The sequence below is a fragment of the Rhizobium sp. RHZ02 genome (genome assembly GCF_014851575.1).
Classification (GTDB): Bacteria; Pseudomonadota; Alphaproteobacteria; order Rhizobiales; family Rhizobiaceae; genus Rhizobium; species Rhizobium altiplani.
This window is the reverse complement of sequence record NZ_JACUZX010000013.1, coordinates 98,375-120,145: the sequence shown is the minus strand read 5'-3', so window position 1 is coordinate 120,145 and position 21,771 is coordinate 98,375. Positions and strand designations below refer to the sequence as shown.

The window sequence follows — 21,771 nt, the reverse complement described above, 5'->3', positions numbered from 1 at the left end:
GCCGCCGGCAAATCGACCCGCTATTTGTCTTCCGGTTGCTTTTCTAGGACGTAGAGGCCCACGTCGATGGTCCCCGCCTTAAAGCCCGCAGCGCAGTAACACATGTAATAGTCCCACAAGCGGTAGAACTTCTCGGAATAGCCCATTGCTTTGATATTGGGCCAAGCAGCCAGGAATCGCTCTCGCCATTCGAGGAGCGTCCTCGCATAATCCATGCCGAAATATTCGGATTGTGCCAACCGAAGGCCGGTGCGCGCGGCCTGTGTCCGGATGACCGCTTTTGTCGGCAGCATGCCACCGGGGAACACATGGCGCTGAATGAAGTCTGACGTGCGACGATAGGCGGCAAACCGGTTCTCGTCGATGGTAATGACTTGGAGTACAGCATGTCCGCCTGGGCGAAGCCGTTTATGCAGCGTTTTGAAGAATACGGGCCAGTAAGCCTCGCCTACCGCTTCTAGCATTTCAATCGAAACAATCCGGTCGTAGGTTCCGGTCACATCCCTGTAGTCTTTCAGTTCAATCCTAACAGTTTCGTGGAGCCCTTCGGCTCGAATGCGCCCTGTCGCAAATGCCAATTGCTCAGAGGAAAGCGTGACGCCGCTTACCATCGCACCGGCACGGCCAAGCCTTTGGGCCAGCGATCCCCAGCCGCAGCCAATCTCCAGAACACGCTCCCCGCCCTTGAGCTTCAGCAGCTCTTCTACCCGCTCGAGTTTTGCTGTTTGCGCGCCTTCCAGGCCTAGGTTCGGCTCCAAATAGAGTGCGGACGAGTAGGTCATGCTCGGATCGAGCCACTGTCTGTAAAACGCGTTGCCGAGATCGTAGTGGTAGGCGATGTTCTTTCGGCTTCCGGCCTTACTGTTTGCATGCAGCGTGTGACGAAGCCGATTTAACAGCCTAGCGATTGCATTACCCGAAATCCTTCTATCAAGGAGATCGATGTTACGGGCGGTCAGCTCCAGGAAGGCTTCCAAATCCGGCGTCGTCCAATCCCCATCAATGTAGGCCTCGGCGAAGCCCAGATCACCGCGTGTCGCAAGCCGCTTGATGGTGCGCCACTTGCGAATGACGATCGTCGCGGACGGTCCCGGCCGGGTGCCGGTTTTCTCAACCCGTTCTAAGGATGGAAGAACCACTGTAATTTTACCGGTATCTATCGAAGAAACGGCGGCAACTATTGCCTTCGCGAGAAGCCCGTCCTTGGTTAAAGTCCTGTTGATGGCTCTCTTAAGTATTCTTGCCAGGGCTACCACGATTATTTCCCGAAAATCTCATTGTTGCTTGCGAGGACTTGTGCGTCTATGCCTCGACCACTGCTACGCCAAAAGCAGGTCAGGTGGTGTCCCGGTAGCTTGATGTCTTGGGTGGGGGCGGGCTGGTTCGGAAGCTTGCGCCCTTCAGCCATAGCCTGAGTGCCTCCCAGTGGATACAGGCCATCACCTTCAACGTCATGAAAGGGAACCGCAGGAGGCAGCGAGCGAGGTTGGCGTCGGTCAGCGGTGCCGCGTCGGCGTTGAACGTGGCGGCCAGCACCGGTTGCCCGCCAGCAGTCTCGTGGATGCGCACCCGCACGGTTTTGCCGGGCGGCAAGATACGGAAGTGGTAGCGCAGCCCCATGTCCATGAAGGGCGACACGTGAAAGATTTTCGTCCTCCTCTGGCGGATACCGGCTGGACTTTCCTCGCCCGGAAGCACCGGCGCCACATAGTTATGCCGCTCGCCGAAAGTGTTGCGCACGGCGTAGATGATCGCGATCAATCGCTCGTTCTCATCATAGGCGAAGTAGGTCGCGAGCGGGTTGAAGGCGTATCCGAACATACGCGGATAGGCGAGCAGCAGGATCCGTGCCGCCGGCTTCTCGAGTCCGGCGTGTGCCAGCAGGCGATCGACAAACTGGCGCAGCATCTCGTCCTTCTCGTCGACGTGATCACGCTCGTGAAAGGAAACGATGCCAGGCCGATTGACCGACAGCAGGCTGGAGAGCTCGGCAAGATCGCCAAGGCGGTCGATATCCACTAACAAGGAAAAGACGCTGTAGCTGAAGCGATGGCCGAAGGGACTGAGCCGCTGGTGCATGACCTTACCTGGAAAGAGCGTGCCGGCCGCCGCGGGCGGCGGGCCGTTGTTGGCCATGCTCGTGATGCGGTTTTCCCTCATTCTTTACCCCTTGCCGAGTCCGTCACCGGGAAGGCTGCCAGCGCACATTCTTGCACAATAGCCCACCCAGAATGCAGCCGCGGGTGAGAAGCGATTTGTCGGAGACCCGCACGGTGACCGAAAATGTGCGGTCTCGTTTCGGGTCATAAGCAGTCCCTGCTAGTGTATCGGACGATTTCGGCTGAAGGGACATGACCAGGCGATCGCCGGCCTCTTCACCCTTGGTGGTATCGCGGATCCACAGATTGGTCGCGCAGATATTGCTGCCGCAGGGTGCTATGCGCACACGCGCGTTTCCGTCGTCGCGTAGCCAGATACCGCTCGGATCGGCGGATTGCTGCGCCTGCACGGCGGCTGTCGATATCAAGGCGGCATACGTAGTCAGAACCGCTATCCTCATCGGTCCATTCTCCTTCTTTTCGTGACATACGCACGGGCAAGTCGATCGGTTCACTCGAGGTGATCCGCCGAGGCGGTGATGCCGTAGAGAATGTCGACACCATCGGGGGGACACCATATGAAAACCATGATCACGGCCTATCTGGCGACAGGCGTCGCTTTCCTGACTGTCGACGCCATCTGGCTTACGACGATGGCAGATATGCTCTACCGACCGCGTCTGGGCGATAAGCTTGCGCCGCAGTTCCACCTGGCCCCGGCAATCTTCTTCTATTTGACCTATGTCGCCGGCATTGTATTCTTCGCCGTGCTTCCGGCTCTCGGGAAAGGCGGTCTTTGCAGGGCTGCACTGAACGGCGCCGTGCTTGGTCTTATGGCCTATGGGACCTATGACCTCACCAATCAGGCTACGTTGAAGGACTGGCCACTGGCCATCACGCTTGCCGATATTCTCTGGGGCGCCTTCGTAACTGCCGTTGGCGCATCAAGCGGCTTTTGGGCCGCCAGCCGGCTCGGATGATTGCTCGGCCTGCGCAAGGAGGTTGGAGAAAATAAGGGCGACGAAAGCTGTAAGGGTGCAGCCGCTGATGAGATTAAGCCGCGCCAGAGCGTAATATTTGGCCGCGTCATACCACGCTAGCGGCGGCCCATAGGCATCGTGCCACACTAGAAAGACGCCGAAGGCGACTGCGGTCAGCGCCAACCCGATAAGGCGTTCGTGCGGGCGAAACAGCAAGAGGGCGATCACCGCGCAGGGAACGAGGAAGATCTCGACCCCGGATGCCGTGCCGAAGAGCCAAGCCGAAAGTACCGTATTACCGATACCCGCCAGCGGCAGGAGCGCCCGGGCGGCGACGCAGTTCCAACGTGCAACGGCGGGCACGACGAGAAAGAACGGCGTTGAAAGGAAAGTGAACCAGGCGGGCGTTATGTCGGCGCTAACCAGCCAGAAAAGGTAAAGCGGATAAAACGGCTGGTTCGAGGCAATCAGAAGTGAAATGACGTTCCCTGCAGCGACACGTGGGTCTGGGTGGCGAGCGTAGGCTCGCACGATCTTTGTAAGTGTTCTGAAAAGGGAGGTCACGGCCGTGCGCTGGCGGGTCGCAGGCGATAGTGGCTGACACCCCATTCCTCGCCATTGGCATGGCCGAAAAGCCCGGCCGTTGCGAGAAAGAATATCCGCCAGCGCCTCATCCAGAGCGCCGCATCTTGCCCGTAGGTCGCCTCAAAAATGGCGCGGATGATGTGGCGGTTCCGGTCGAAATTATCTAGCCAGTCAATCGCCGTGCGTTCGTAATGTTTTCCGCTCCAGCGCCAGTCCCTTTCGACAATGAAGCTGTCGCTAAATTCTCGGACCCGTCGTCACGGATCCAGACGCGCACCCGTTCAAGCAGCGACTTCCAGTTGGACATATGCTCGAACATCTCGACGGAGACGATCCGGTCAAAGGTATTGTCGGGAGCAAAGCTATTCATGTCAGCGGTGATGACCGTCAGGTTCAGAAGACCGCGCCGTTTGGCTTCAGTCTCGATATAGCTGCGTTGCGATGAAGAATTCGAAACGGAGACGATGCGGGCCGACGGGTAACGCTCGGCAATGAACAGCGAGAGGGAGCCCCAGCCGCAACCGAGATCCAGAATATCCTGTCCGTCCGCAAGGTCTGCATGAATGCGGGTTTCATCCAGCGCCGCAATCTCAGCTTCCGCTAGCGTGCTGTTGGGTGAGGTATAAAGGCACGAGGAATATTTGCGGCGCGGACCGAGCGTCAGCGCAAAGAACGCCGTCGGTAGGTCGTAATGCTGCGCGTTGGCTTCATCGGTGTGAACGGCGATCGGCCATCCGGTCATCGATTGCGCAAACTCGCGATCCGTCACACCGCCTCCGTCCGCCAGAAGCTTGCGCCTGCGACCGACGAACCGGCTGATGACGAAGCGCAAGGCGTCATCAGGAAGCGGCAGCTGCTCGGCGGCAGCGATGGCGGCAGCGACAAGATTCATGTCAGCTTTCCCCGTTTTGCAAGCCAGGCCAGAAAGCATTGACGCGATTGGCGTAGGCGGAGAAGGCCGCGCCGCGTGAGCGCATCATATGCGCTTCGAGCGGCGGAATTCCCGAGACATGCACGAGCAGCAAATACATGAAGGCGGGACCGACAAGCGCCAGCCAACCCCAGCCCCATACCCCTGCGGGGCCGATAGCGATGACTGCATATCCGGTCCATCCGAGCCACTGGAAGAAGTAGTTCGGATGGCGCGAGAGGCTCCACAAGCCCTCGTCACAGATCCCTCCGCGGTTCGCGGACTTACCGCGAAATCGCGCCAACTGCGCATCGGCGAAGCCTTCTCCGACTATGGCTATAACAAGGATGGCAATGCCGGCGAAATCACTCCATTGCAGGCCCGTTGAAGGGTTTCGTGCGGCGATGAAGATGGTTGCAGTTAAGAGTAGCGCGGCTCCTGCCTGTATCTGCAGGAACAGGTACAAACGTAAACGCCAGCTTTTGCCCCATTCCTCACGCAGTTTGACATATCGTGGATCCTCTCCGCCCTGTAGGGTGCGCTGCAGGATATGGAGGCCTAGGCGGCAGGACCATAACCCGGCGGGGGCGGCGACAACGAGCCGCCGCTGCCATTCTCCCTCCCAGCCATCGACCGGGACGAGCGATGCTGACAGGCCGGTAGCTCCGACGAGAAACGACCAGACTACGTCGATCCAGCCGGATGCCGCGCTTCTTACCACGGCAAACCAGACAGCAGTCATCGCAAGAGAAACAGCGGCTGCCAGCAGGATGAAAAGCGCGGTCGCCGCCACGGCTCAGATCCCGAAGATCGGCTGCAGCATGCGGCCGATAAAGCTTTTGAACCGCATCTTTCCCTCCATGGCGGCAAGGCAGATGCACTCGCCATTCTTGTCGACAATAGGTTGATGCTCGGCATCTTCATTCATTTCCGCAAGATCACCAGGGCGGAAAGTGCCGAACCGATCTGAGAACGAGCCCGAGACGACATAGGTGAATTCCGTGCCGACATGTCCGTGATCGGGGAGGGCGCGGCCCGGGCTAACCTTGAGCAGGATGAGATTGGCATCCGGATCGTGCGGCACGCCGACCCGGCTCATCCTCATGCCGGGGCCGATCCAGCGCCAGCGCCCGATTGCGCAGCCGCGCAGGGCCTTTGGCAGGGGAATGCCCTCGATCTCCACCGGCACAAGTGGCGGCAGAACGAGAGAGTGTCCCGCGTCCTCATCATCGAGCATTGCAAGCACATCACTCAGCGCGGTGGCCGAAAGCGTCGTTGGTTCTATTTCTTCCAGCAGGGCACCGCCGAGCGCCTCATGTTCGCGAACGCGAGAGCGGCAGGCCGGGCAAGATGCCAGATGCGCCTCGACCGCGATGGCCGGACCTGCGGCAAGCGTGCCGGCCGCAATGCGCATCAAGGTTTCGTCGGTTGCGTGGTGTGTGATCGTCATGATTTGTCTTCCAGCAGCGCGCGCAGGCGGTTCATTGCCAGGCGTGTTCTAGATTTTACCGTGCCAAGCGGGATGCCCAGTTCATCGGCGATTTCGGCTTGCGATTTCTCGTTGAAATAGGAAAGGCGGATGATCGTTTGCTGCTCCGGTGAGAGCGTGGTTAGCGCCCGGCGCACCAACGCGTCCCGCTCGGCCCCAATTAATCCCTCCTCAAGCGTTTCCGGTGTATTCTCGGGATCGGGCGGCAGAGCTGAGGGATTGCGCTGACGGCGCACGTGGTCGATGCGCATGTTGCGGGCTATCGTAAAGATCCATGTGGCAACACCCGCCCGCGCAGGGTCAAAATACGAAGCCTTGCGCCACACCGTCAGCATCGTCTCCTGCATGAGCTCCTCGGCCATGCCCGACGAGGGCGTCCAGCGCAGAAAGAAGGTTTTCAGCTTCGGCCCGAAATGGCGGAAAAGCCGCGCAAAGGCCTGTCGGTCGCGGTCTTGAGCAATCTGAACCATCATCTCTGCGAGCGCATCGGGTGAAGGCGCCTGCTGTACATCCCTCGAACTCACCACGGCAAGTCGCCGGCCTCTCGGCACGCCTGGTCTGCGATCCATCTCAATGGAGCTCGAAACTTCATTCATGCATCCTTTTACGCGGCGGTCTCCAAAGCGGATCACACGTGCAGAAATCGCTTGTAGTGATCCGCCAGAAGCCGCTCTTCGTACACGTTACTATAAGGTTTCGACAATATCGACAGCTGCAGAAGGATCGACATGCGCCATTTTCCTCAATCGGACCGGCCGATGAAGATTGCTGTTGTTGGCACGGGCATCGCCGGTCTTTCCGCTGCTTGGCTTCTTTCGAAACGTCATGAGGTGACGGTCTTTGAGGCTGACAATCGCGTCGGCGGTCATTGTCACACCGTCAATGCAGGCGGTGTCCCGGTCGATACGGGCTTTATCGTCTATAATGAAACGACTTATCCAAACCTGACGGCACTATTTGCGCATCTTGATGTCTCGACCAAGGCCTCGGACATGTCCTTTGCCGTTTCGATTGACGGAGGACAACTTGAATATGCAGGAACGAACCTTGCCGGTCTATTTGCCCAGCGCCGTAATCTTGCAAACCCACGGTTCTGGTCGATGCTGCGCGACCTCGTGCGCTTTTACCGCGAGGCGCCGAGCGGCGTGCGAAATCTCGATCCATCCGCGAGCCTCAACGACTATCTTGATAGCGCAGGCTTTGGCCGAGCCTTTCGAGAGGATCATCTATATCCGATGGCGGCTGCAATCTGGTCAACACCGGCGCTGGAGATCGGCAATTATCCGGCGCATTCCTTCGTAAGCTTCTGCGAGAACCACGGCCTTCTGAAATTCGTGCGTCGGCCGATCTGGCGCACGGTGGTCGGCGGAAGCAGCGCCTATGTCGAGCGGCTGTCCGCGCCCTTCCGCGATCGCATTCGTACCAATGCCCCGGTGAGGTCGATTCGTCGTGTGAATGGTGCGGTGGAGGTTTTCGTGCCCGGCGTACAACCAGAGTGGTTCGACCATGTCGTGATTGGTACTCATGCCGATGAAGCACTCGCTATGCTGGCCGACCGGTCGCAGCGCGAGGCGGAACTGCTGAGCGTTTTTGCCTATGGCGATAACGAAACCGTACTCCATGGGGATGAAAGCCTGTTGCCCCGCCGCCGACGCGTCTGGGCGAGTTGGAACTATCTGGCATGTTCGGGGCGTGATGGCGCCGCGCGGCAAAAGCCCTGTGTCACCTACTGGATGAACCGACTGCAGGGTATCGCCGAACCGCGCTCCTTCTTCGTGACGCTCAGCCCGCTGCATGACCCGGCCGCAGACAAGGTGATCTGGCGCGGCCGCTACAAGCATCCCTTGTTCAACGCAGCCACGCTTGCAGCGCAGAAACAGCTTTGGTCGCTCCAGGGTGAAGCCAACACCTGGTTTTGCGGCTCCTACTTCGGATCCGGTTTCCATGAGGATGCGATCCAGGTCGGCCTTGCAGTCGGCGAAAACCTGGGCGGTATCGCTAGGCCGTGGTCTGTCGACGGGGAATCGGATCGCATATTTCGAACGGTCGGTGCGCGATCATGAGTTTCCGTGTGAGTGTGTGTCTCGTCGAAGAGCCACCCACAAGCGACCCTCTTAACCGAGAATGCTGAAGCGAGAAACGTGTCCGACATGAGTAAACAGTCCGTTCTGATAAACACAGCAATGGCGATAATTCCCGTAGTTATGGTTTCGCTGCTCGGCCAATTGGCCACCTACCCAAATATTGCTGGTTGGTATTCTGGACTGCTCAAGCCAGCCTTTAATCCACCGGCTTGGATTTTTGCGCCTGTTTGGACCGCACTGTATATTCTGATGGCTTGGGTGAGCTGAATCTCTCTGATCCCTTCCGACGCCGGTTGCGCCAACGTCACCGTCGGCGAATGTGAAGATCGTGTCAAGATGCATGGCAGCGCGTAGCTTTGGTTGCGACAATAGCGCGCTCGGCCGCACTTTTTTCGAACAGCGCCTGGGCAACCTGGCTCTGATCGCCTGGCGCGAGGTCCGCTCGCTCATGCCGATTAGCACGTTGCCTTTGCCGATTGGCATGACGTCATCGGCATATGTTCGCATCTCCGCAAGCGTTTCTTCCGGCGCAACTGGAATGGCGACGATCAAGTTTTGAGGCGCCCTGGCTTCTCATAGCAATTAGTGCCGCTATTGCGGTCCCTCCCGTCGCCAGACCATTATCGACAATGATGGCACGCATCCCTTCGGCGCCCGGTCGTCGAGATAAATCGCGCGTCGAAGTTCGATCTCGCCGAGTTCACGTTGTCGAGTGGCTGCCTCGTCGGCCTGATGCAAATCAATGCCGGTTTCACGATCTGGTGTACCTTTGGCGGCATTTGGACGATCTCGTCGAGTCCGTAGCCATCCTGATCAACTGCACGCTCCGGCGTCGGGTCGCCTCGAAAAATGCCCGTTTGCAGACCGCAAGCGACCCTCGCCTTTCACTCTTTACTATTTGACGATGTGCGCATTCCAGTGTGGGTCTGCATCAGATCGCTCTGCGAATGGGCTGATCGCATAGCGGCTGACGTGAGATCATCGCGTTCTCGGAGCCCGCTGTTGAAGAGCCGCGCCACCAGCACGGTTAGCTTTCCGATAGCGACCGGGTCTCTGGAAACTCCCCTTGTCTGGGAGATTTCCTTGACGACACTCGCGCACAAACGCGCCTCCTCCTTTGTTGGCAAAGACGTCGGATTCATTTCTCACTCCGGGAACGGCCCGCCCGACGGGCGGGCCTGGCTGATCCACCTAGAAGTCCATGCCGGCGCCAGCGGGGATCGCCGGAGCGGCTTCCTTCTTGGGTTTTTCGGCGATCATGGCTTCCGTCGTCACCAGCAGGCCGGCAACGGAGGCTGCGTCCTGAAGCGCGGTGCGCACGACCTTGGCCGGGTCAATGACGCCCTGTGCGTAGAGATCACCATACTCGCCGGTCTGGGCGTTCCAGCCGTAGGAGAAGTCGGACTTCTCGCGCAGCTTGCCGACGATGATCGAACCTTCTGCGCCGGCATTCTCGGCGATCTGACGGACAGGGGCCTCGATCGCACGTCGGACGATGTCGACTCCGACACGCTGGTCCGGGTTTGCCACATCAAGATTGTCGAGCGCCTTAATGGCCCGCAGCAGTGCCACGCCACCGCCCGGCAGAATGCCTTCCTCAACCGCCGCGCGGGTCGCATGCAACGCGTCGTCGACACGGTCCTTCTTTTCCTTGACTTCGACTTCGGTCGAACCGCCGACGCGAATGACAGCCACGCCGCCAGCGAGCTTGGCAAGACGTTCTTGCAGTTTCTCCCGGTCATAGTCGGAGGTGGTTTCCTCGATCTGCGCGCGGATCTGCGCAACGCGGCTGTCGATCTCGGCCCTGGAACCGACGCCATCGATGATCGTCGTGTTCTCTTTCTCGATCGCGACCCTCTTGGCACGCCCAAGCATGTTCAGCGTCACGTTCTCCAGTTTGATGCCGAGGTCTTCGGAAATGACCGTGCCGCCGGTCAGGATGGCAATATCTTCCAGCATAGCCTTGCGCCGATCGCCGAAGCCCGGAGCCTTGACGGCAGCAATCTTCAGGCCACCACGCAGCTTGTTGACGACCAGCGTAGCGAGTGCCTCGCCTTCGACGTCCTCGGCGATGATGAGAAGCGCCTTGCCGGACTGCACGACGGCTTCGAGAAGCGGGAGCATCGATTGCAGGTTCGAGAGCTTCTTCTCGTGGATGAGGATACAAGGATCTTCGAACTCGACCCGCATCTTGTCAGCATTGGTGACGAAGTAGGGGCTGAGATAGCCGCGATCGAACTGCATGCCTTCGACGACTTCGAGCTCGGTTTCGGCGGCTTTGGCTTCCTCCACGGTGATGACGCCTTCGTTGCCGACCTTCTCCATTGCTTCAGCAAGGTAACGGCCAATCTCGGAATCACCGTTAGCGGAGATCGTGCCGACTTGGGCGATCTCGGAATTGTTGGAGATCTTGCGCGCGTTGGTCTTCAGTTCCTTGACGACAGCGTCGACGGCAAGGTCGATGCCGCGCTTCAGGTCCATTGGGTTCATGCCGGACGCCACCGCCTTGGCACCTTCCCTGACGATTGCCTGGGCAAGCACCGTCGCGGTCGTTGTGCCGTCGCCAGCGAGATCGTTGGTCTTCGAAGCCACCTCGCGCAGCATCTGCGCGCCCATGTTCTCGAACTTGTCCTCAAGCTCGATTTCTTTGGCGACCGTTACGCCATCCTTGGTTATGCGCGGCGCGCCGGAGGACTTGTCGATAACGACGTTACGACCCTTCGGGCCAAGTGTCACCTTCACAGCATTGGCAAGCACATCCACCCCACGCAGCATTCGTTCACGGGCATCGGTGTGGAACTTGACTTCTTTCGCAGCCATTTCTTTAACTCCTCAATAGGCAGCTAATTTAACTGATCGGTCGGCCTTCAGGCGGCCTGCTTCTGCTCTGCCGGGGCTTCGATGATGCCCAAGGCATCGCTTTCCTTCATGATCAGCAGGTCTTCGCCGTTGATCTTGATCTCAGTGCCGGACCATTTGCCGAACAGGATGCGATCGCCAGCCTTGACGTCGAGCGGCTGGACCTGGCCGGCATCGTTACGCGCGCCGGGTCCGACGGCGATGACCTCGCCTTCCTGTGGTTTTTCTTTGGCGGTATCGGGAATGATGATGCCACCCTTGGTTTTTTCTTCGGACTCAACCCGGCGGACAAGAATGCGATCATGAAGCGGTCGGAACGACATGTTTTCCTCCGATGGACAAACAATGATGACGTTGTTCCCCTGGCCGAACCGGATGACCAGTCCGGGCGGGAGCAAAACCTCAGTCGAGCGTTTTACGCGAAATGATCTGGTTTTGCGATTTTTCGATTTCAAGAGGTCAAAACAAAAAATGGCTCTCTTCAGAGGCGGCTGCTAACACGCTGGAAAAAAACAACAACAGGGGTCTTTACGTTTGAAAATCCGTTGCTGGCCTCAAAATTTTGCGCCACATTCGCCAGTGTCACTAAACGGAGATGAAGCATGGGATTTTCATCGGATCTGGAGTGTCAGCTCAATGGCTTCGGCCTCACCACTGCCCATAAACTCTACCGCATTCCTGATTTTGAATCCGTGCTGCAACCCTTCGTTTGGCAAGATTGCTCCCGATTTTCCTGCGATGCAGAAGTTCCTTGATTACTGGCGGGCCAATCTCGATGGGTGCTGCGTTCCATCCGCTATACGCATCAGCGCCTGACCGGACAGAACGAATGGTGCCGCGTCGAAGGCGAGTTCAAGCTGCACTGAGACTTGAATTTCCGGATTCTTCGGTTCTTGGCTTTTTTCGTGACGCAGGTTTGATGAGCCCGGCCTATCGCACGTCACCGGTCTCCGTGTGATGATGGGTCGCGGAAGCCAGTTGCTCCAGACTGCTTGCGTAGGTCGTCGGAATTTAGGGGCTCATCTTGTGACTGAACTGTTTTCGAGACATCACAACATCCTCCATGAAGAACGTCTCTGTTTCGATCGCTTTGGAGGCCCCGCTAGAAGAGCGGGGCAAGCGTTGGGACTGAAGGGTTGAGGCAAATGCCTCTGGCCGATAAAGGCGGTTGCCGGTCATTCGTTCCGGCGTTGTCGGATCAGAAATGTCGGTGAGCGGTTTCCGATAAGCCGTGGCCGCTCGCTCGCCTGATAACGCTTCGAGCCGTAAAGCCCGCCTCTAGGCATGCCGCGAGAAAGAGTTCTTTACTTACCGCGGGAGGAGTTTGTCGATTGAGGGCATTTCGGCAGCTCGCTACTGCTGCGTCGTGATACGCACCGTGTACCTTGGGCCAATCGTTCTCAAGAAAGTCCAAGGTGTCGTGGATACTTTGGAACGACTTCTCAGTGCCATTCGGAAGCCGAACATTTACGGGACTATTCCAAAGGATATCTGACGTCGGCATTTTTTCCTCCTTTTCCTACCAACGACAATAACCAAAAGTTAGTATTGGAGACGGGCGCGTGCAAGGGCCAGCGGGTGAGCGCCGCTAGGCGGTTCAAGACCCCCGGCCGGCCATACGCGAGGGTCTCAGAGCCAGCCCTCAGCGCAATGCCTCGGATCAGCAGCCGATGTGGCTCGGAGGCCGATTATACCCTCATGCGGTTCCGGCTGGTCGACCAGGGCGAATTCCAAAAAGGCGGCCCAACGCATTTTTGGCGAGAGGTCTCCGGAACGCTGCCGGGGAGCTGCTCGAACGGGCATGGCGCGGCAGCAGAGCGATAGGATCCATGACCGGGTTTCGTATGGCCTCTCCTCGCCGCGAGGCGTTCCGATGCGCCCGAGCCCCCCGTAAGCCTTGCCGAGATAGGATGTCTATGGATGTTGGAGCGGTCGGCGGAAGAAGTGGCACATAGTTGCAAGCCATACGCGCGATCGTACGAAATAGGTGTCATCAGCCGTCTTGTCTTGGGAAACCCGCCACACCAGATCTTCTAGCGCCACCGCCAGGTCGAAAGGTCTCAGGATGCGGAAGGTCGAAGAACGGGTTTCTCCTTTATCAAAACTCAACACGGTGAATGCTGTCGCAGGAGCGGTATTGTTTTTCTGCCCATGGGTTCTGAGCTACGAAGGGGCTTTGCTCGCATCAATCAACGCGTGGATCGGTGGGCTGGCGTTGATGGTTCTCGCCGGTGCTGCTGCAACGGACATCTGGCCAAAGCTAAATCTGGTATGTCTGTCGATAGGCGTCTGGATCTTCGCAGCCCCATGGATCCTGGACTTTCCGAACAAAGCCGACCCTACCACCTCACACCTCGCGGCAGGGGCCATAGCGATTCTTGTCCCCCTTGTATGCTTAGGTGGCAGATGGATCACGAGACCGCATCAATGAAGTTGCCGCCGCAAGTCAACGGCTCGAACCGTCGGTATAGGAATTCGGCGGTGGTTGCCTGAGCTCAATTGAACACCGCCGGAGCATGGGTATGAGGGGGTCAACGAACAGAATAGGCAAGTGATCGACATGATTGGGGTTATGATAGCCAGGGATGTGCAACGAGCTCAAAGCTCGCAGATTTGACCTGGACCCAATCCGCGTATCGCTATACCGGCCCGCGTTGGGCGCAGCCGGACAGCGCCGACGCAACGACTTTTGTATTCCATGCGATTTTCAACCTGGTTGGCTCAATGCGGCCGAGTTCGCTCGGCGCTTCGGCAAGGGGCTGGATTTCGATAAGCTGACGACTTTGAGGATCGTCGATGGCGCAACGGTGCGCGTCGTGATCGAGGCCGCCAGTCGCAGGAGATCAAGGCAGCGTAAACATAATGCAGCCGAATTGCCTAAGGTGCCCCGCGCGATGAACGTTCGAAGGTTGGGGCACTAAGAGGTGCCCCAACCCAGCCATTCTAGGCAAGCGAGTGTTGACCGCCAGCGCCGGTCTTCGTCCCGAACGGTCCATCTACGCCCGTTGACAATCCCGCATCGCGGCAGGCGTCAATGAACGCTTCGCGCGCGATGGTGACTGGCGTCATTCGGTTTAGAGCACGGCGGCACGTTTGAACCGCCCGATTGTAATTTCTGCCTCGATAGATGGCCCAATCGCCTTCCAGAAAGTCGAGCGCGTCGTTGACAGAAGCGAAGACCTGGGAGCTCTCGTCCTTCATGCGGACGGCGACGGGCGTCATCCAAACCAATTCCGGGTGAAGCATGATGTCCTCCTTTCGCATTCAAACCGGATGAAAAAGAAGAAAAAAAATATCGGTGCCGAGCGAGTGAATTTCAAGGCCTCAGAACCTGCCACATCGTCGACGCCGACTGACCATCGTAGCGAACAGATCGTCACCTCACCCCTTCCATACACAATGACAGCGGAGGCGCGCGCCTGGCAAAGGCACTAAGGATCGCGCTACGCCGGTGGCCCGCCGATGCTAAGTTCTCCAATTCCTGCGATTTGGGGGGACGCCTTGGACATCAACCTCCGAAAGTTGCTCGATAAAGGTCAGAATCTCCTTAAGCTCGCCGCACATTTTTTCAGCCTCGTCTTCAGTGAGTGCTAGGCTGGCAAGGCGCGCAACATACCTGACGGTAGCGATATCTATCGACGTGATCTGCGTCCCATGTGGCAGTCGACAACGAATGACTGAACCAGATGCTGGCTGCGGCGAGGATCGCGACGCCAAGAGCGGCCGGCGTCTCCTGGACTTGTGTCGACTCTCATCGGGAAATCGACTAATATCAATATAATTCAGTGCGTTAATGTTTCAAGGAGAGTGGATTATCTCAGGTGGAAAACCGAGGCGCGACCATATTTTGGCCGAGGTAGAGGGAGGAGTAAATGGCTATGACAATGACTTCGGACGACGTCATTGCCGTCCTGGGACCTGTCGACGAAACGCTGGTGGCCGAGGTCATCGCGACAGGCGCTACGCAGGCTGAACTTGCCGAGGCATTTGCGTGGGCCAGCAACGACGAAGTCTTGTTGGGTGAAGGCCGGCATCTGCCGACGGGGAGGGTTGCTGTGCTCGTTGATCTGCTGTCCGCCGACGAGGAAGAGCAGGATGAATAGCGTTCTGGCCACTGCCCCCCGGCGCGATCGACCCGACCGGTCATATAGCCCTTGCGATCGATCACCTCCACCACGACTGGCCAGCGGAGGACGGAGATCGTAAAGATGGCTATGGCTGCTAGATGAATGGCGGGCGGTCAGGTTTCAAATATATCCGAACCCACGCGTCGTCGATAAGGGCACTCCGCTCGAGGAGGAAACAAGCACGTCCCGTGATCGGATGCGGACAAATCCCCCCGGTCTGGGTTTCGCTGGGGTGTACGATAGTGAACAGTCGCCATCGAGGAGGATTTCAATCGCTGTTACATCGGAGCACCAGAGATGGCGTGACGATGTGCCTTTAATGTCGTTCTGCGCCTGTGATTGTCGGGTTTGAATTCCGTGGTGGGACCGACGGCGGCAATCTGCGCCCGCCTTATGTGAAGGCTTGCGCGATATACAGAATATAGCTCCAAGCTATGAGCTCGATTGTATGCTTCGCCAGGACTGAAACACGCTAATTTTTCTCAAGCGCAGCTCTTGAATCCGAAGTTTTCAAAAACCAAATCGATATCCGCCAGCCGCTGAGGATAGGGCTGGCCTTGCTGGAAGCGCCATCTTTCGGCGCTCCGTACCCATGTTGCTTCAAGGAGGATATGGCTATGGCAACATCCTACGACTATGCACCGCTGTTCCGATCCAGCGTCGGTTTCGATCGGGTCTTCAATCTTCTCGAAAATGCTCAGCGCGCCCGCTCGATCAACGACTGGCCGCCCTATGACATTGTCAAGACTGGCGATGACAGCTATCGGATCTCAATAGCGGTGGCAGGTTTCGCCTTGGACGATCTCGACATAACATTCCAGTCCAACCTTCTGACCGTGACCGGCACGAAGCAGGAGGCGGCTGCCGAAGCCTACCTTCATCGCGGCATAGCCGGCCGGCCGTTCGAACACCGGTTCGAGCTGGCCGACCATGTCAGGGTGAACGGAGCGGATTTAAAGAACGGTCTCCTGTCCGTGGATCTCGTTCGTGAGGTTCCGGAGGAAATGAAGCCGCGGAAAATCGCCATCGAGACCGCTTCAAGTGTTGAGCCGTCGGCTTCTCCCACGCAGATCGAAGCGCAGAAGGCCGCCTAAGTAGAACCCCTCAAGGAGGGCGTCGCTGCGGCGGCGCCCGTCAACATCGCGGGTTGGAAAGGAGAGCGTAATGAAACCCGATATGTTCAAAGAGCCTGTTTCTATTCTGGTCGGCCTGGGCTTTCCGGCCGAAGTTCGCAGCGCGATGGATGCCTACAGGCATCTCGTCGAGTGGCCTGAGGCGCTCAGAGATAGCGCGCACTCCGTTGCGCTTAAGGCATGCGGAGCTGCGCTGCGCGGTGAAATCGAAGCGGAGACCGCCCGCGGCCTATTTGCCGCCTTTGCTGAAAAGCACGATCTGCTGGCGCCGGAAACCAACGTCCTCGTTGCGTCTCGCCTGCGCCGGGACAGGGATCCGCACATACGCTGAGGTAAATCGATGATGGACAAGATGTTGGAGCTGGCTGCCAGCAATGCCATGGCGATCGGGCCAACAGTTCTAGCGCCGCAAGGTCTGCTGTTTCGACGGCCAATCGATGTGGTAAGGGCGCCAGTACTTTCTGTCGATGATAAGCGAACTATCCTCGCGGCATGGGCTTCGGACTTTTACGCGATCGATTCGAAACCGTCTCTCCGTCACGTTCCAGGAACACCGGAGCCAGTTTCGATCGATGAGGTTCAGTCTGCCCTCAGAGAACTCGATCGGCGCTACGATACCTGAGATCAGGCTGTCAGGCCGTCTATCTCGGCGACTTCCGCAGCTGCTTGACGGTGCACCAACAAGCGAGCGTTGTTCGTCGCCGCCAGGCTCTACGGAGTTTAATGACTCCGGCTCGCGAACGGGCGTTAGTCGCGAAGGCTCTACTAGCAGCGGCGATCGCCTCGGTGTCGTGTGCGAGGGCATGGCCATATGGGGCGAGGCAAAAGCGGTGGTTAGGGGAAATTGGTGGCGCTTGGTGCGTCGTCTGGCCGACAAAGCGGACGATAATGAGATTGCTCCGCGAGCCAGTTCCATAAAGCGCAGCCTGGCAAACGACCTGGCCGCCCAACGGGCCACACTTGGGTATTGGAGTGCTGAACGCCTCGACCCTGGTTGCTGCAATAGGCAATGCCACCAGCTTCGATCGTGCTCACGATCTCAGTGCATGGCTAGGCCGCGTTCCGTGGCAGTTTACGACCGGAGGCAAGCCCCGTCTGCTCGGTATCCCGAAGCGCGGCAACGTCTACCTCAGAACCCTAGTCGTGCACGGCGCGCGAGCGGCAATGCCTGCACTCAGTCAAAGCAATACACCCATCGGACATTAGCTTCGCGCGTTACTTTCTCGAGGCATCCATCGCAACGTGGCGATCGTCGCGCTCGCAAACAAGCTCGCCCGTATCGCTTGGGCAGTTCTCCGTAAGGACCGACCGTTCGAGCGAACTTATGGCATGGCGCCAGCTTAGTAGGGAGGATTGGCTGCGCGTCCTCACGGCCCATGATGTTTGCGAGAAGGACTATAGATGGCCCGACTGTCGACCGGCGTGCGGAAAGCCCAGCAGTGCAAATGGCTCGTTGAAGCCGCGTTGATTATTGAGGCTCCGGACGTGCGAATATCCATCTTGGCCGCGGCGTGACCGTGAGACCGAAAACGTTGAAGCAGACTGCAGGGATCTAAAATTCTACTCGCGAACAGGGCGGGCCATAGGTTTGCACTGAGAAATGACTCGGCATTTTGCGCCGAGAACAGACCCGCCTCTTAGGCATGTTTCGGGTCGGGGTTGCCGAAAGTTATCTCGAAGACGTGCCCCAGCTTGGAAGTAGACTGGCGAAGCGAGCCTCGGTGCAGTTCAGCTATTCGTCTGACGATCTTCAAACCGATGCCCAGGCTGTCACTGCAGCGGGACGCGCTGGTTTCTCGCCGCATACCACCTCGATGCCGATCCTCGACACGAACCGTATTGCTCCCCACGTACACAAGAATATCAGTTCCGGTCGGCGTATGGCGCACGGCGTTTTCGATGAGATTGCGCAACGCGTCCTTCAGCAGCGCCGGCGCCCCTTGAACGAGGACGGTTTCGACTTGAGGGTAAAACTCGAGGGAATGAACTTGCCCATAGACCCACGGAGCGAGTTGCTCGACGACGGAGGACGAAAGCGCTACGAGATCGATGGTCTCAAACATGCCATGATCGAAGCTATCAAGCCGGGCGAGGGTCGTCAGTTCTGCGACGAAGCGTACGAGGTCATCCAGATCGGCTTCCGCTTTGCGAGCACGCGGATGGTCGATGTTTGCCAGTTCAAGCTTTATGGCCGCAAGTGGCGTGCGGATTTCGTGAGCTATGCCTGATGTAAGAACCTTCTGTGACGTCATCAGTTCGCCTACGCGCTCAAAAGCGCGATTGACGGCGATAGCGAGATGGGCGACCTCGCGCGGCATCGCATCGAAATTCAGATGCGAATTTGCATCCATGGGATCAATGTTATCAGCCGCGTCGGCTGCGGCTCGCACGGGCTTCAATGCCTGTCGTACGGAGAGCAAGGTGGCGCCGAGAACCAGGACCAGCAAGATGCTCATCGGCACCAGCATATGTTCGATGACTTCCTTCCAGAAGACCGAGGTGACGACGTTTTGCGGATCGTCGATTGTTGCGACGTCGACGACGAACCGTTGATTACCAACCACGAATGCACGACCTCCCACCAGCGCCAACGGCTTGCCGGGCCGCAGAGACCTTAGCCAGAAATCGGGAGGATTGACATCGGCAGGAAGAAAGCGGTTTTCGCAGGCATCGTCGCAAGACTCGAATACCAGCGCGCCGCCGGCGTCGCGAATTCGAGCAACGTAGCCGGTCGACCGCTCCTGGTAGCGCTGCCTGAGGTTCTCGGGGAGCCGATACTGCACGCCTTGGCCATCGATGGTGATGCCCGAGGCAAGCCGCTCAGTTTCCTGTTCGACAAACAGACGCGATAGCTCGCCGACATTCCAGTAGTAGTCGGAGAAGATCACGGCAAGCTGCAGGACCACGGCAAGTACGGCAAAGAACGCAATCCGTCTCGTCAGAATCACACCCAGGGTAGGATGCGAGCGGCTCATGCGCTTTCCTCTCGCATCATGTAGCCGACACCTCGGACGGTCTCGATCGAAGAGCCGGTCGGATGCCCTTCGAGCTTCTTGCGCAGCCTCGATATCGCGAGCTCGACCGCATTGCTGCTTCTTTCGTCGCCGAATTCTGAAAACGCATGCTCTATCTTAGCCTTGGAGACGACCTTGCCGCCATTGCGCATCAGAAGTTCGAGCAGATCCTTTTCCGATGGGGCCAGTGCGATCTCGGCGCCGGCGCAGGTTAGGCATCGCGAAGCGACATCGAGTCGAAGTTCAGCAAACTCCAATATTGGCATGGTGGTGAGGGGAGCTCGCCGCATGAGAGCACGAATGCGCGCGATCAGTTCGCCATTGTGGAAAGGCTTCGCAAGATAGTCATCCGCGCCTGCATCCAGGCCAACGATGCGCTCGTCGATCGCGCCGCGGGCCGTCAACGCGAGAACGGGCGTCTGAACCTTTGCACTTCGCAGTGATTTCAGAACATCGATTCCGTCTTCATCGGGCAGGCCGAGATCAAGAAGGAGAAGATCGTACTCCGCTCCGTTGAGAGCGAGACGTCCTTCCTGCGCCGTCGCGAAGGCGTCGATTTTCCAACCGACGCTCCTGATAGCTTCGCAAAGTAGGTCGCGAAGCCGTAAGCTGTCCTCGATCAGCAGAATTCTCATGCCTTCTTTCGACCTGTAACCATCGACCAGACCAGATTTTCCCTGTGTCTCCAGCTTTCGATGACAGCGGCGCCGGCATGGATGAAAGCGAGGACCATGATGCTGTTGGCGATTGCGCTGTGCAATTCCTCCAGCCACTTTTCTCCCCAGAAGGCGTCGAGCGTCGTCATCCAGCCCGTCAGCGTCGTTGCGGCCAGCAATGCCATCAGGCAAAGCATCATCACTGAAGCTAACGGATTATGGCCAACGTAGCGCTTTTCGTTCCGATCGAGGATGTCCAGGATGTGCCCCATCACCTTCGAAGGCGTCGGCAAGAAATCAACGAAACGGGAGTGCTTCGTGCCAATGAACCCCCCAAACGACGCGGACGGCGATGGCGGTGGCAACGACGTATCCTGTGACGCGGTGCCAGTACTTTCCCTCCTCGAGCACAACGAGATTGAGGATGCATGCCGCAACCACCGTCCAATGAAACAACCGCACAACAGGATCCCACACCTTGATCATGCGCTGGGCAGTGTTGGAGGGCGCTAAGCCCTCCTTCTGCGGTGAGACCATCGTCATCTCAGTCCCCCTTCTGGACAATGGCACCGGAAACGGGATTGAAATAGACCTCGGCACGGTTGCCGCTCTTATCCTTGCCGTAGATTTCGTAGCAGTTGCCCGTAACCTCGAACGTCTTCACCTTGTAGCCCATGGCGTCGATCTTCGCCTTCATGGTTCCTTCGGACATCCAGTTGGACTTCGGTTCACCGGTGCAGCTCGGGCTTGCGAGCGCCAGGGCGGGCGTTGCGGATGCGATGGCGATTGCGGTGATAAGTTTCAGCGTCATGAACAATGTCCTCTGTTGATACCCGTTGCGGGCGACAGGCACATCGTTAAGGCTGCGAAGCTGTCGATTTCCTGTGCGATGCGCGATGATCCGCCGAGCGTTGTTTTGCCGCTCGCGCCGGCGCGGCGTTCCGGTCGGTAGCCCAAGCATCACAATAGGCCGCGGCAGCGTGCGGACAATCTGACCGACAGGCAAGGGTCGATTTTCGTATCCGATACTACGCACCCAATGTCTGCCCGGCGCTTCGATAAAGCATGTAGGCGGCAACGACGAAGATTAGGGCCGCAAAAAGGCTGTTCAAAAGCCCCTTACGCGCCGAAAGATGTCGGGCGAGATTGGCACCAACCAATCCTCCGACCACGCCGCCGGCGATGAAAACCGCTGCGAGCAACCAGTCAACATATCCGGACAGGGCGTAGTTGAGCGCCGTCGTCAATCCGAATGCAGCGACGGCGACGAGTGACGATCCGATTGCGAAGAGGATCGGCATTCCGGTCGAGGCGATCAGACCTGGAACGATGAGAAAGCCGCCACCAATACCGAAGAAGCCGGAGAACACACCTGTCAGTCCGCCAAAACCGACCACCTTGTGCGCGTTTCCTCGTGAGCATTGCGCACCTGGATCGCCTTCCGCTCCGCGCTTGCGGAGCATCAGGAAACCGACCGCAAGCATGAGAAGTGCGAAAAAGACAAGCAGCTTCTGTCCGTCGATCATCTTGCCGACGGTCGACCCGATGAAGGCTCCGATGATGCCCGCGACACTGTAGACGCCAGCGCATCGCCATTTGACATTGCCAAGCCTCGCATGCCCGAGGAGATTTGCAAATGCATTGGCGGCAACTGCAAAGGCGCTCGTCCCGATTGCGAGGTGAGCGCTCGGAACGCCGACGAAGTAGACCATGAGTGGAACGGCAAGGATTGAACCGCCACCGCCGAACATCCCAAGGGTGAAGCCTACAAGTCCGCCGGAAACGGTCCCAAGAATATATTGCATTGCATCGAGGTACATGGCGATGGTTTTTGG

Annotated in this window: 23 protein-coding genes and 7 pseudogenes; 10 read left to right on the top strand and 20 right to left on the bottom strand. The window is 58.2% G+C overall.

Annotated elements, in window-relative coordinates; genetic code table 11:
• Nucleotides 1–20: 20 nt before the first annotated feature.
• The 3 genes from IB244_RS19185 to IB244_RS19175 all read right to left on the bottom strand — a co-directional run bounded on the left by IB244_RS19185 (nucleotide 21) and on the right by IB244_RS19175 (nucleotide 2,560).
• Nucleotides 21–1,256 (bottom strand): SAM-dependent methyltransferase, encoded by a 1,236-nt coding sequence (locus tag IB244_RS19185; protein WP_169683061.1) that lies wholly within the window; start codon nucleotides 1,254–1,256, stop codon nucleotides 21–23.
• A gap of 79 nt (nucleotides 1,257–1,335) precedes the next feature.
• Nucleotides 1,336–2,160 carry a DUF1365 domain-containing protein gene (locus IB244_RS19180; protein WP_192305251.1) on the bottom strand — a complete coding sequence of 275 codons (825 nt, stop codon included), beginning with the start codon at nucleotides 2,158–2,160 and terminating at the stop codon, nucleotides 1,336–1,338.
• Between the two features lie 22 nt (nucleotides 2,161–2,182).
• The gene (locus tag IB244_RS19175; protein WP_018116541.1) at nucleotides 2,183–2,560 is read right to left on the bottom strand and encodes a DUF2147 domain-containing protein; all 378 of its coding nucleotides are present in this window, start codon (nucleotides 2,558–2,560) and stop codon (nucleotides 2,183–2,185) included.
• Between the two features lie 117 nt (nucleotides 2,561–2,677).
• On the opposite strand from IB244_RS19175, the gene IB244_RS19170 reads away from it, so the two are divergent.
• The gene (locus IB244_RS19170; RefSeq protein WP_169683057.1) at nucleotides 2,678–3,079 is read left to right on the top strand and encodes a DUF2177 family protein; all 402 of its coding nucleotides are present in this window, start codon (nucleotides 2,678–2,680) and stop codon (nucleotides 3,077–3,079) included.
• Here IB244_RS19170 and IB244_RS19165 read toward each other — a convergent pair.
• The 5 genes and pseudogenes from IB244_RS19165 to IB244_RS19145 all read right to left on the bottom strand — a co-directional run bounded on the left by IB244_RS19165 (nucleotide 3,044) and on the right by IB244_RS19145 (nucleotide 6,632).
• Nucleotides 3,044–3,610, bottom strand: coding sequence for a hypothetical protein (locus IB244_RS19165; RefSeq protein WP_312867249.1), 567 nt, complete (start codon nucleotides 3,608–3,610; stop codon nucleotides 3,044–3,046). The genes IB244_RS19170 and IB244_RS19165 overlap by 36 nt on opposite strands.
• Nucleotides 3,611–3,639: 29 nt before the next feature.
• Nucleotides 3,640–4,556 (bottom strand): annotated as a pseudogene (locus IB244_RS19160) (SAM-dependent methyltransferase).
• Nucleotide 4,557: 1 nt separating this feature from the next.
• The gene (locus tag IB244_RS19155) at nucleotides 4,558–5,367 is read right to left on the bottom strand and encodes a DUF1295 domain-containing protein (RefSeq protein WP_169683051.1); all 810 of its coding nucleotides are present in this window, start codon (nucleotides 5,365–5,367) and stop codon (nucleotides 4,558–4,560) included.
• 3 nt (nucleotides 5,368–5,370) lie between these two features.
• Nucleotides 5,371–6,024: a ChrR family anti-sigma-E factor gene (locus tag IB244_RS19150; protein WP_192305247.1), complete on the bottom strand. Its 654-nt coding sequence runs from the start codon at nucleotides 6,022–6,024 to the stop codon at nucleotides 5,371–5,373.
• Nucleotides 6,021–6,632, bottom strand: a complete 612-nt coding sequence (locus tag IB244_RS19145; protein WP_246733770.1) for a sigma-70 family RNA polymerase sigma factor — start codon at nucleotides 6,630–6,632, stop codon at nucleotides 6,021–6,023. The genes IB244_RS19150 and IB244_RS19145 overlap by 4 nt, the downstream gene beginning before the upstream one ends.
• A 159-nt stretch (nucleotides 6,633–6,791) precedes the next feature.
• Here IB244_RS19145 and IB244_RS19140 point away from each other — a divergent pair, with 159 nt between their 5' ends.
• Complete coding sequence (locus IB244_RS19140; RefSeq protein WP_192241092.1) at nucleotides 6,792–8,126, top strand: NAD(P)/FAD-dependent oxidoreductase; 1,335 nt, start codon at nucleotides 6,792–6,794, stop codon at nucleotides 8,124–8,126.
• Nucleotides 8,127–8,213: 87 nt separating this feature from the next.
• Nucleotides 8,214–8,414, top strand: a complete 201-nt coding sequence (locus tag IB244_RS19135; protein WP_312867252.1) for a TspO/MBR family protein — start codon at nucleotides 8,214–8,216, stop codon at nucleotides 8,412–8,414.
• A gap of 45 nt (nucleotides 8,415–8,459) precedes the next feature.
• Here the strand turns inward: IB244_RS19135 and IB244_RS32780 are convergent.
• The 3 genes and pseudogenes from IB244_RS32780 to groES form a co-directional block, all read right to left on the bottom strand.
• Nucleotides 8,460–8,630, bottom strand: a pseudogene (locus IB244_RS32780) (arginine deiminase family protein); the annotation flags it as partial.
• 708 nt (nucleotides 8,631–9,338) lie between these two features.
• Nucleotides 9,339–10,967, bottom strand: coding sequence for a chaperonin GroEL (groL, locus tag IB244_RS19125; RefSeq protein ID WP_169683044.1), 1,629 nt, complete (start codon nucleotides 10,965–10,967; stop codon nucleotides 9,339–9,341).
• A gap of 47 nt (nucleotides 10,968–11,014) precedes the next feature.
• Complete coding sequence (groES, locus tag IB244_RS19120) at nucleotides 11,015–11,329, bottom strand: co-chaperone GroES (protein ID WP_169683042.1); 315 nt, start codon at nucleotides 11,327–11,329, stop codon at nucleotides 11,015–11,017.
• 279 nt (nucleotides 11,330–11,608) lie between these two features.
• On the opposite strand from groES, the pseudogene IB244_RS19115 reads away from it, so the two are divergent.
• Nucleotides 11,609–11,872, top strand: a pseudogene (locus tag IB244_RS19115) (aspartate-semialdehyde dehydrogenase).
• 332 nt (nucleotides 11,873–12,204) lie between these two features.
• On the opposite strand, the gene IB244_RS19110 reads toward IB244_RS19115, so the two are convergent.
• Nucleotides 12,205–12,510, bottom strand: a complete 306-nt coding sequence (locus tag IB244_RS19110) for a DUF982 domain-containing protein (RefSeq protein WP_169683040.1) — start codon at nucleotides 12,508–12,510, stop codon at nucleotides 12,205–12,207.
• A 561-nt stretch (nucleotides 12,511–13,071) separates the two neighbouring features.
• Between IB244_RS19110 and IB244_RS33155 the strand changes: the two genes are divergently transcribed.
• The gene (locus IB244_RS33155; protein ID WP_169683038.1) at nucleotides 13,072–13,437 is read left to right on the top strand and encodes an SPW repeat protein; all 366 of its coding nucleotides are present in this window, start codon (nucleotides 13,072–13,074) and stop codon (nucleotides 13,435–13,437) included.
• Nucleotides 13,438–13,653: 216 nt separating this feature from the next.
• Here the strand turns inward: IB244_RS33155 and IB244_RS33150 are convergent.
• The 3 genes and pseudogenes from IB244_RS33150 to gatC form a co-directional block, all read right to left on the bottom strand.
• Nucleotides 13,654–13,851: pseudogene (locus IB244_RS33150) on the bottom strand (Tn3 family transposase); the annotation flags it as partial.
• 98 nt (nucleotides 13,852–13,949) lie between these two features.
• Entirely contained in the window at nucleotides 13,950–14,252 is a 303-nt protein-coding gene (locus IB244_RS19100; protein WP_246733767.1) for a DUF982 domain-containing protein, read from the bottom strand.
• Between the two features lie 243 nt (nucleotides 14,253–14,495).
• Nucleotides 14,496–14,651 (bottom strand): annotated as a pseudogene (gene gatC, locus IB244_RS19095) (Asp-tRNA(Asn)/Glu-tRNA(Gln) amidotransferase subunit GatC); the annotation flags it as partial.
• 233 nt (nucleotides 14,652–14,884) lie between these two features.
• Between gatC and IB244_RS19090 the strand changes: the two are divergent.
• From IB244_RS19090 to IB244_RS19075, 5 genes and pseudogenes are all read left to right on the top strand, one after another.
• On the top strand, nucleotides 14,885–15,109 hold the full coding sequence (locus IB244_RS19090; RefSeq protein ID WP_169683123.1) for a hypothetical protein: 225 nt from the start codon (nucleotides 14,885–14,887) through the stop codon (nucleotides 15,107–15,109).
• Between the two features lie 641 nt (nucleotides 15,110–15,750).
• Entirely contained in the window at nucleotides 15,751–16,227 is a 477-nt protein-coding gene (locus IB244_RS19085; protein WP_169683033.1) for an Hsp20 family protein, read from the top strand.
• Nucleotides 16,228–16,297: 70 nt separating this feature from the next.
• A complete protein-coding gene (locus IB244_RS19080) occupies nucleotides 16,298–16,597 on the top strand; it encodes a DUF982 domain-containing protein (protein WP_169683031.1) in 300 nt (99 codons plus the stop codon).
• A gap of 9 nt (nucleotides 16,598–16,606) precedes the next feature.
• Nucleotides 16,607–16,888, top strand: a complete 282-nt coding sequence (locus tag IB244_RS32305) for a hypothetical protein (protein WP_246733765.1) — start codon at nucleotides 16,607–16,609, stop codon at nucleotides 16,886–16,888.
• Nucleotides 16,889–17,229: 341 nt separating this feature from the next.
• Nucleotides 17,230–17,431 (top strand): annotated as a pseudogene (locus IB244_RS19075) (transposase); the annotation flags it as partial.
• Nucleotides 17,432–17,903: 472 nt separating this feature from the next.
• Here the strand turns inward: IB244_RS19075 and IB244_RS19070 are convergent.
• The 5 genes and pseudogenes from IB244_RS19070 to IB244_RS19050 all read right to left on the bottom strand — a co-directional run bounded on the left by IB244_RS19070 (nucleotide 17,904) and on the right by IB244_RS19050 (nucleotide 21,756).
• Nucleotides 17,904–19,241, bottom strand: a complete 1,338-nt coding sequence (locus tag IB244_RS19070; RefSeq protein WP_192305246.1) for a sensor histidine kinase — start codon at nucleotides 19,239–19,241, stop codon at nucleotides 17,904–17,906.
• Nucleotides 19,238–19,915 carry a response regulator transcription factor gene (locus IB244_RS19065; RefSeq protein ID WP_169683025.1) on the bottom strand — a complete coding sequence of 226 codons (678 nt, stop codon included), beginning with the start codon at nucleotides 19,913–19,915 and terminating at the stop codon, nucleotides 19,238–19,240. The genes IB244_RS19070 and IB244_RS19065 overlap by 4 nt, the downstream gene beginning before the upstream one ends.
• A pseudogene (locus tag IB244_RS19060) lies at nucleotides 19,912–20,479 on the bottom strand (cytochrome b/b6 domain-containing protein). Before IB244_RS19060 ends, IB244_RS19065 begins: the two are co-directional and overlap by 4 nt.
• Nucleotide 20,480: 1 nt before the next feature.
• A complete protein-coding gene (locus tag IB244_RS19055; protein WP_169683023.1) occupies nucleotides 20,481–20,747 on the bottom strand; it encodes a PepSY domain-containing protein in 267 nt (88 codons plus the stop codon).
• Nucleotides 20,748–20,964: 217 nt separating this feature from the next.
• The gene (locus IB244_RS19050; RefSeq protein WP_169683021.1) at nucleotides 20,965–21,756 is read right to left on the bottom strand and encodes a sulfite exporter TauE/SafE family protein; all 792 of its coding nucleotides are present in this window, start codon (nucleotides 21,754–21,756) and stop codon (nucleotides 20,965–20,967) included.
• Nucleotides 21,757–21,771: the final 15 nt, after the last annotated feature.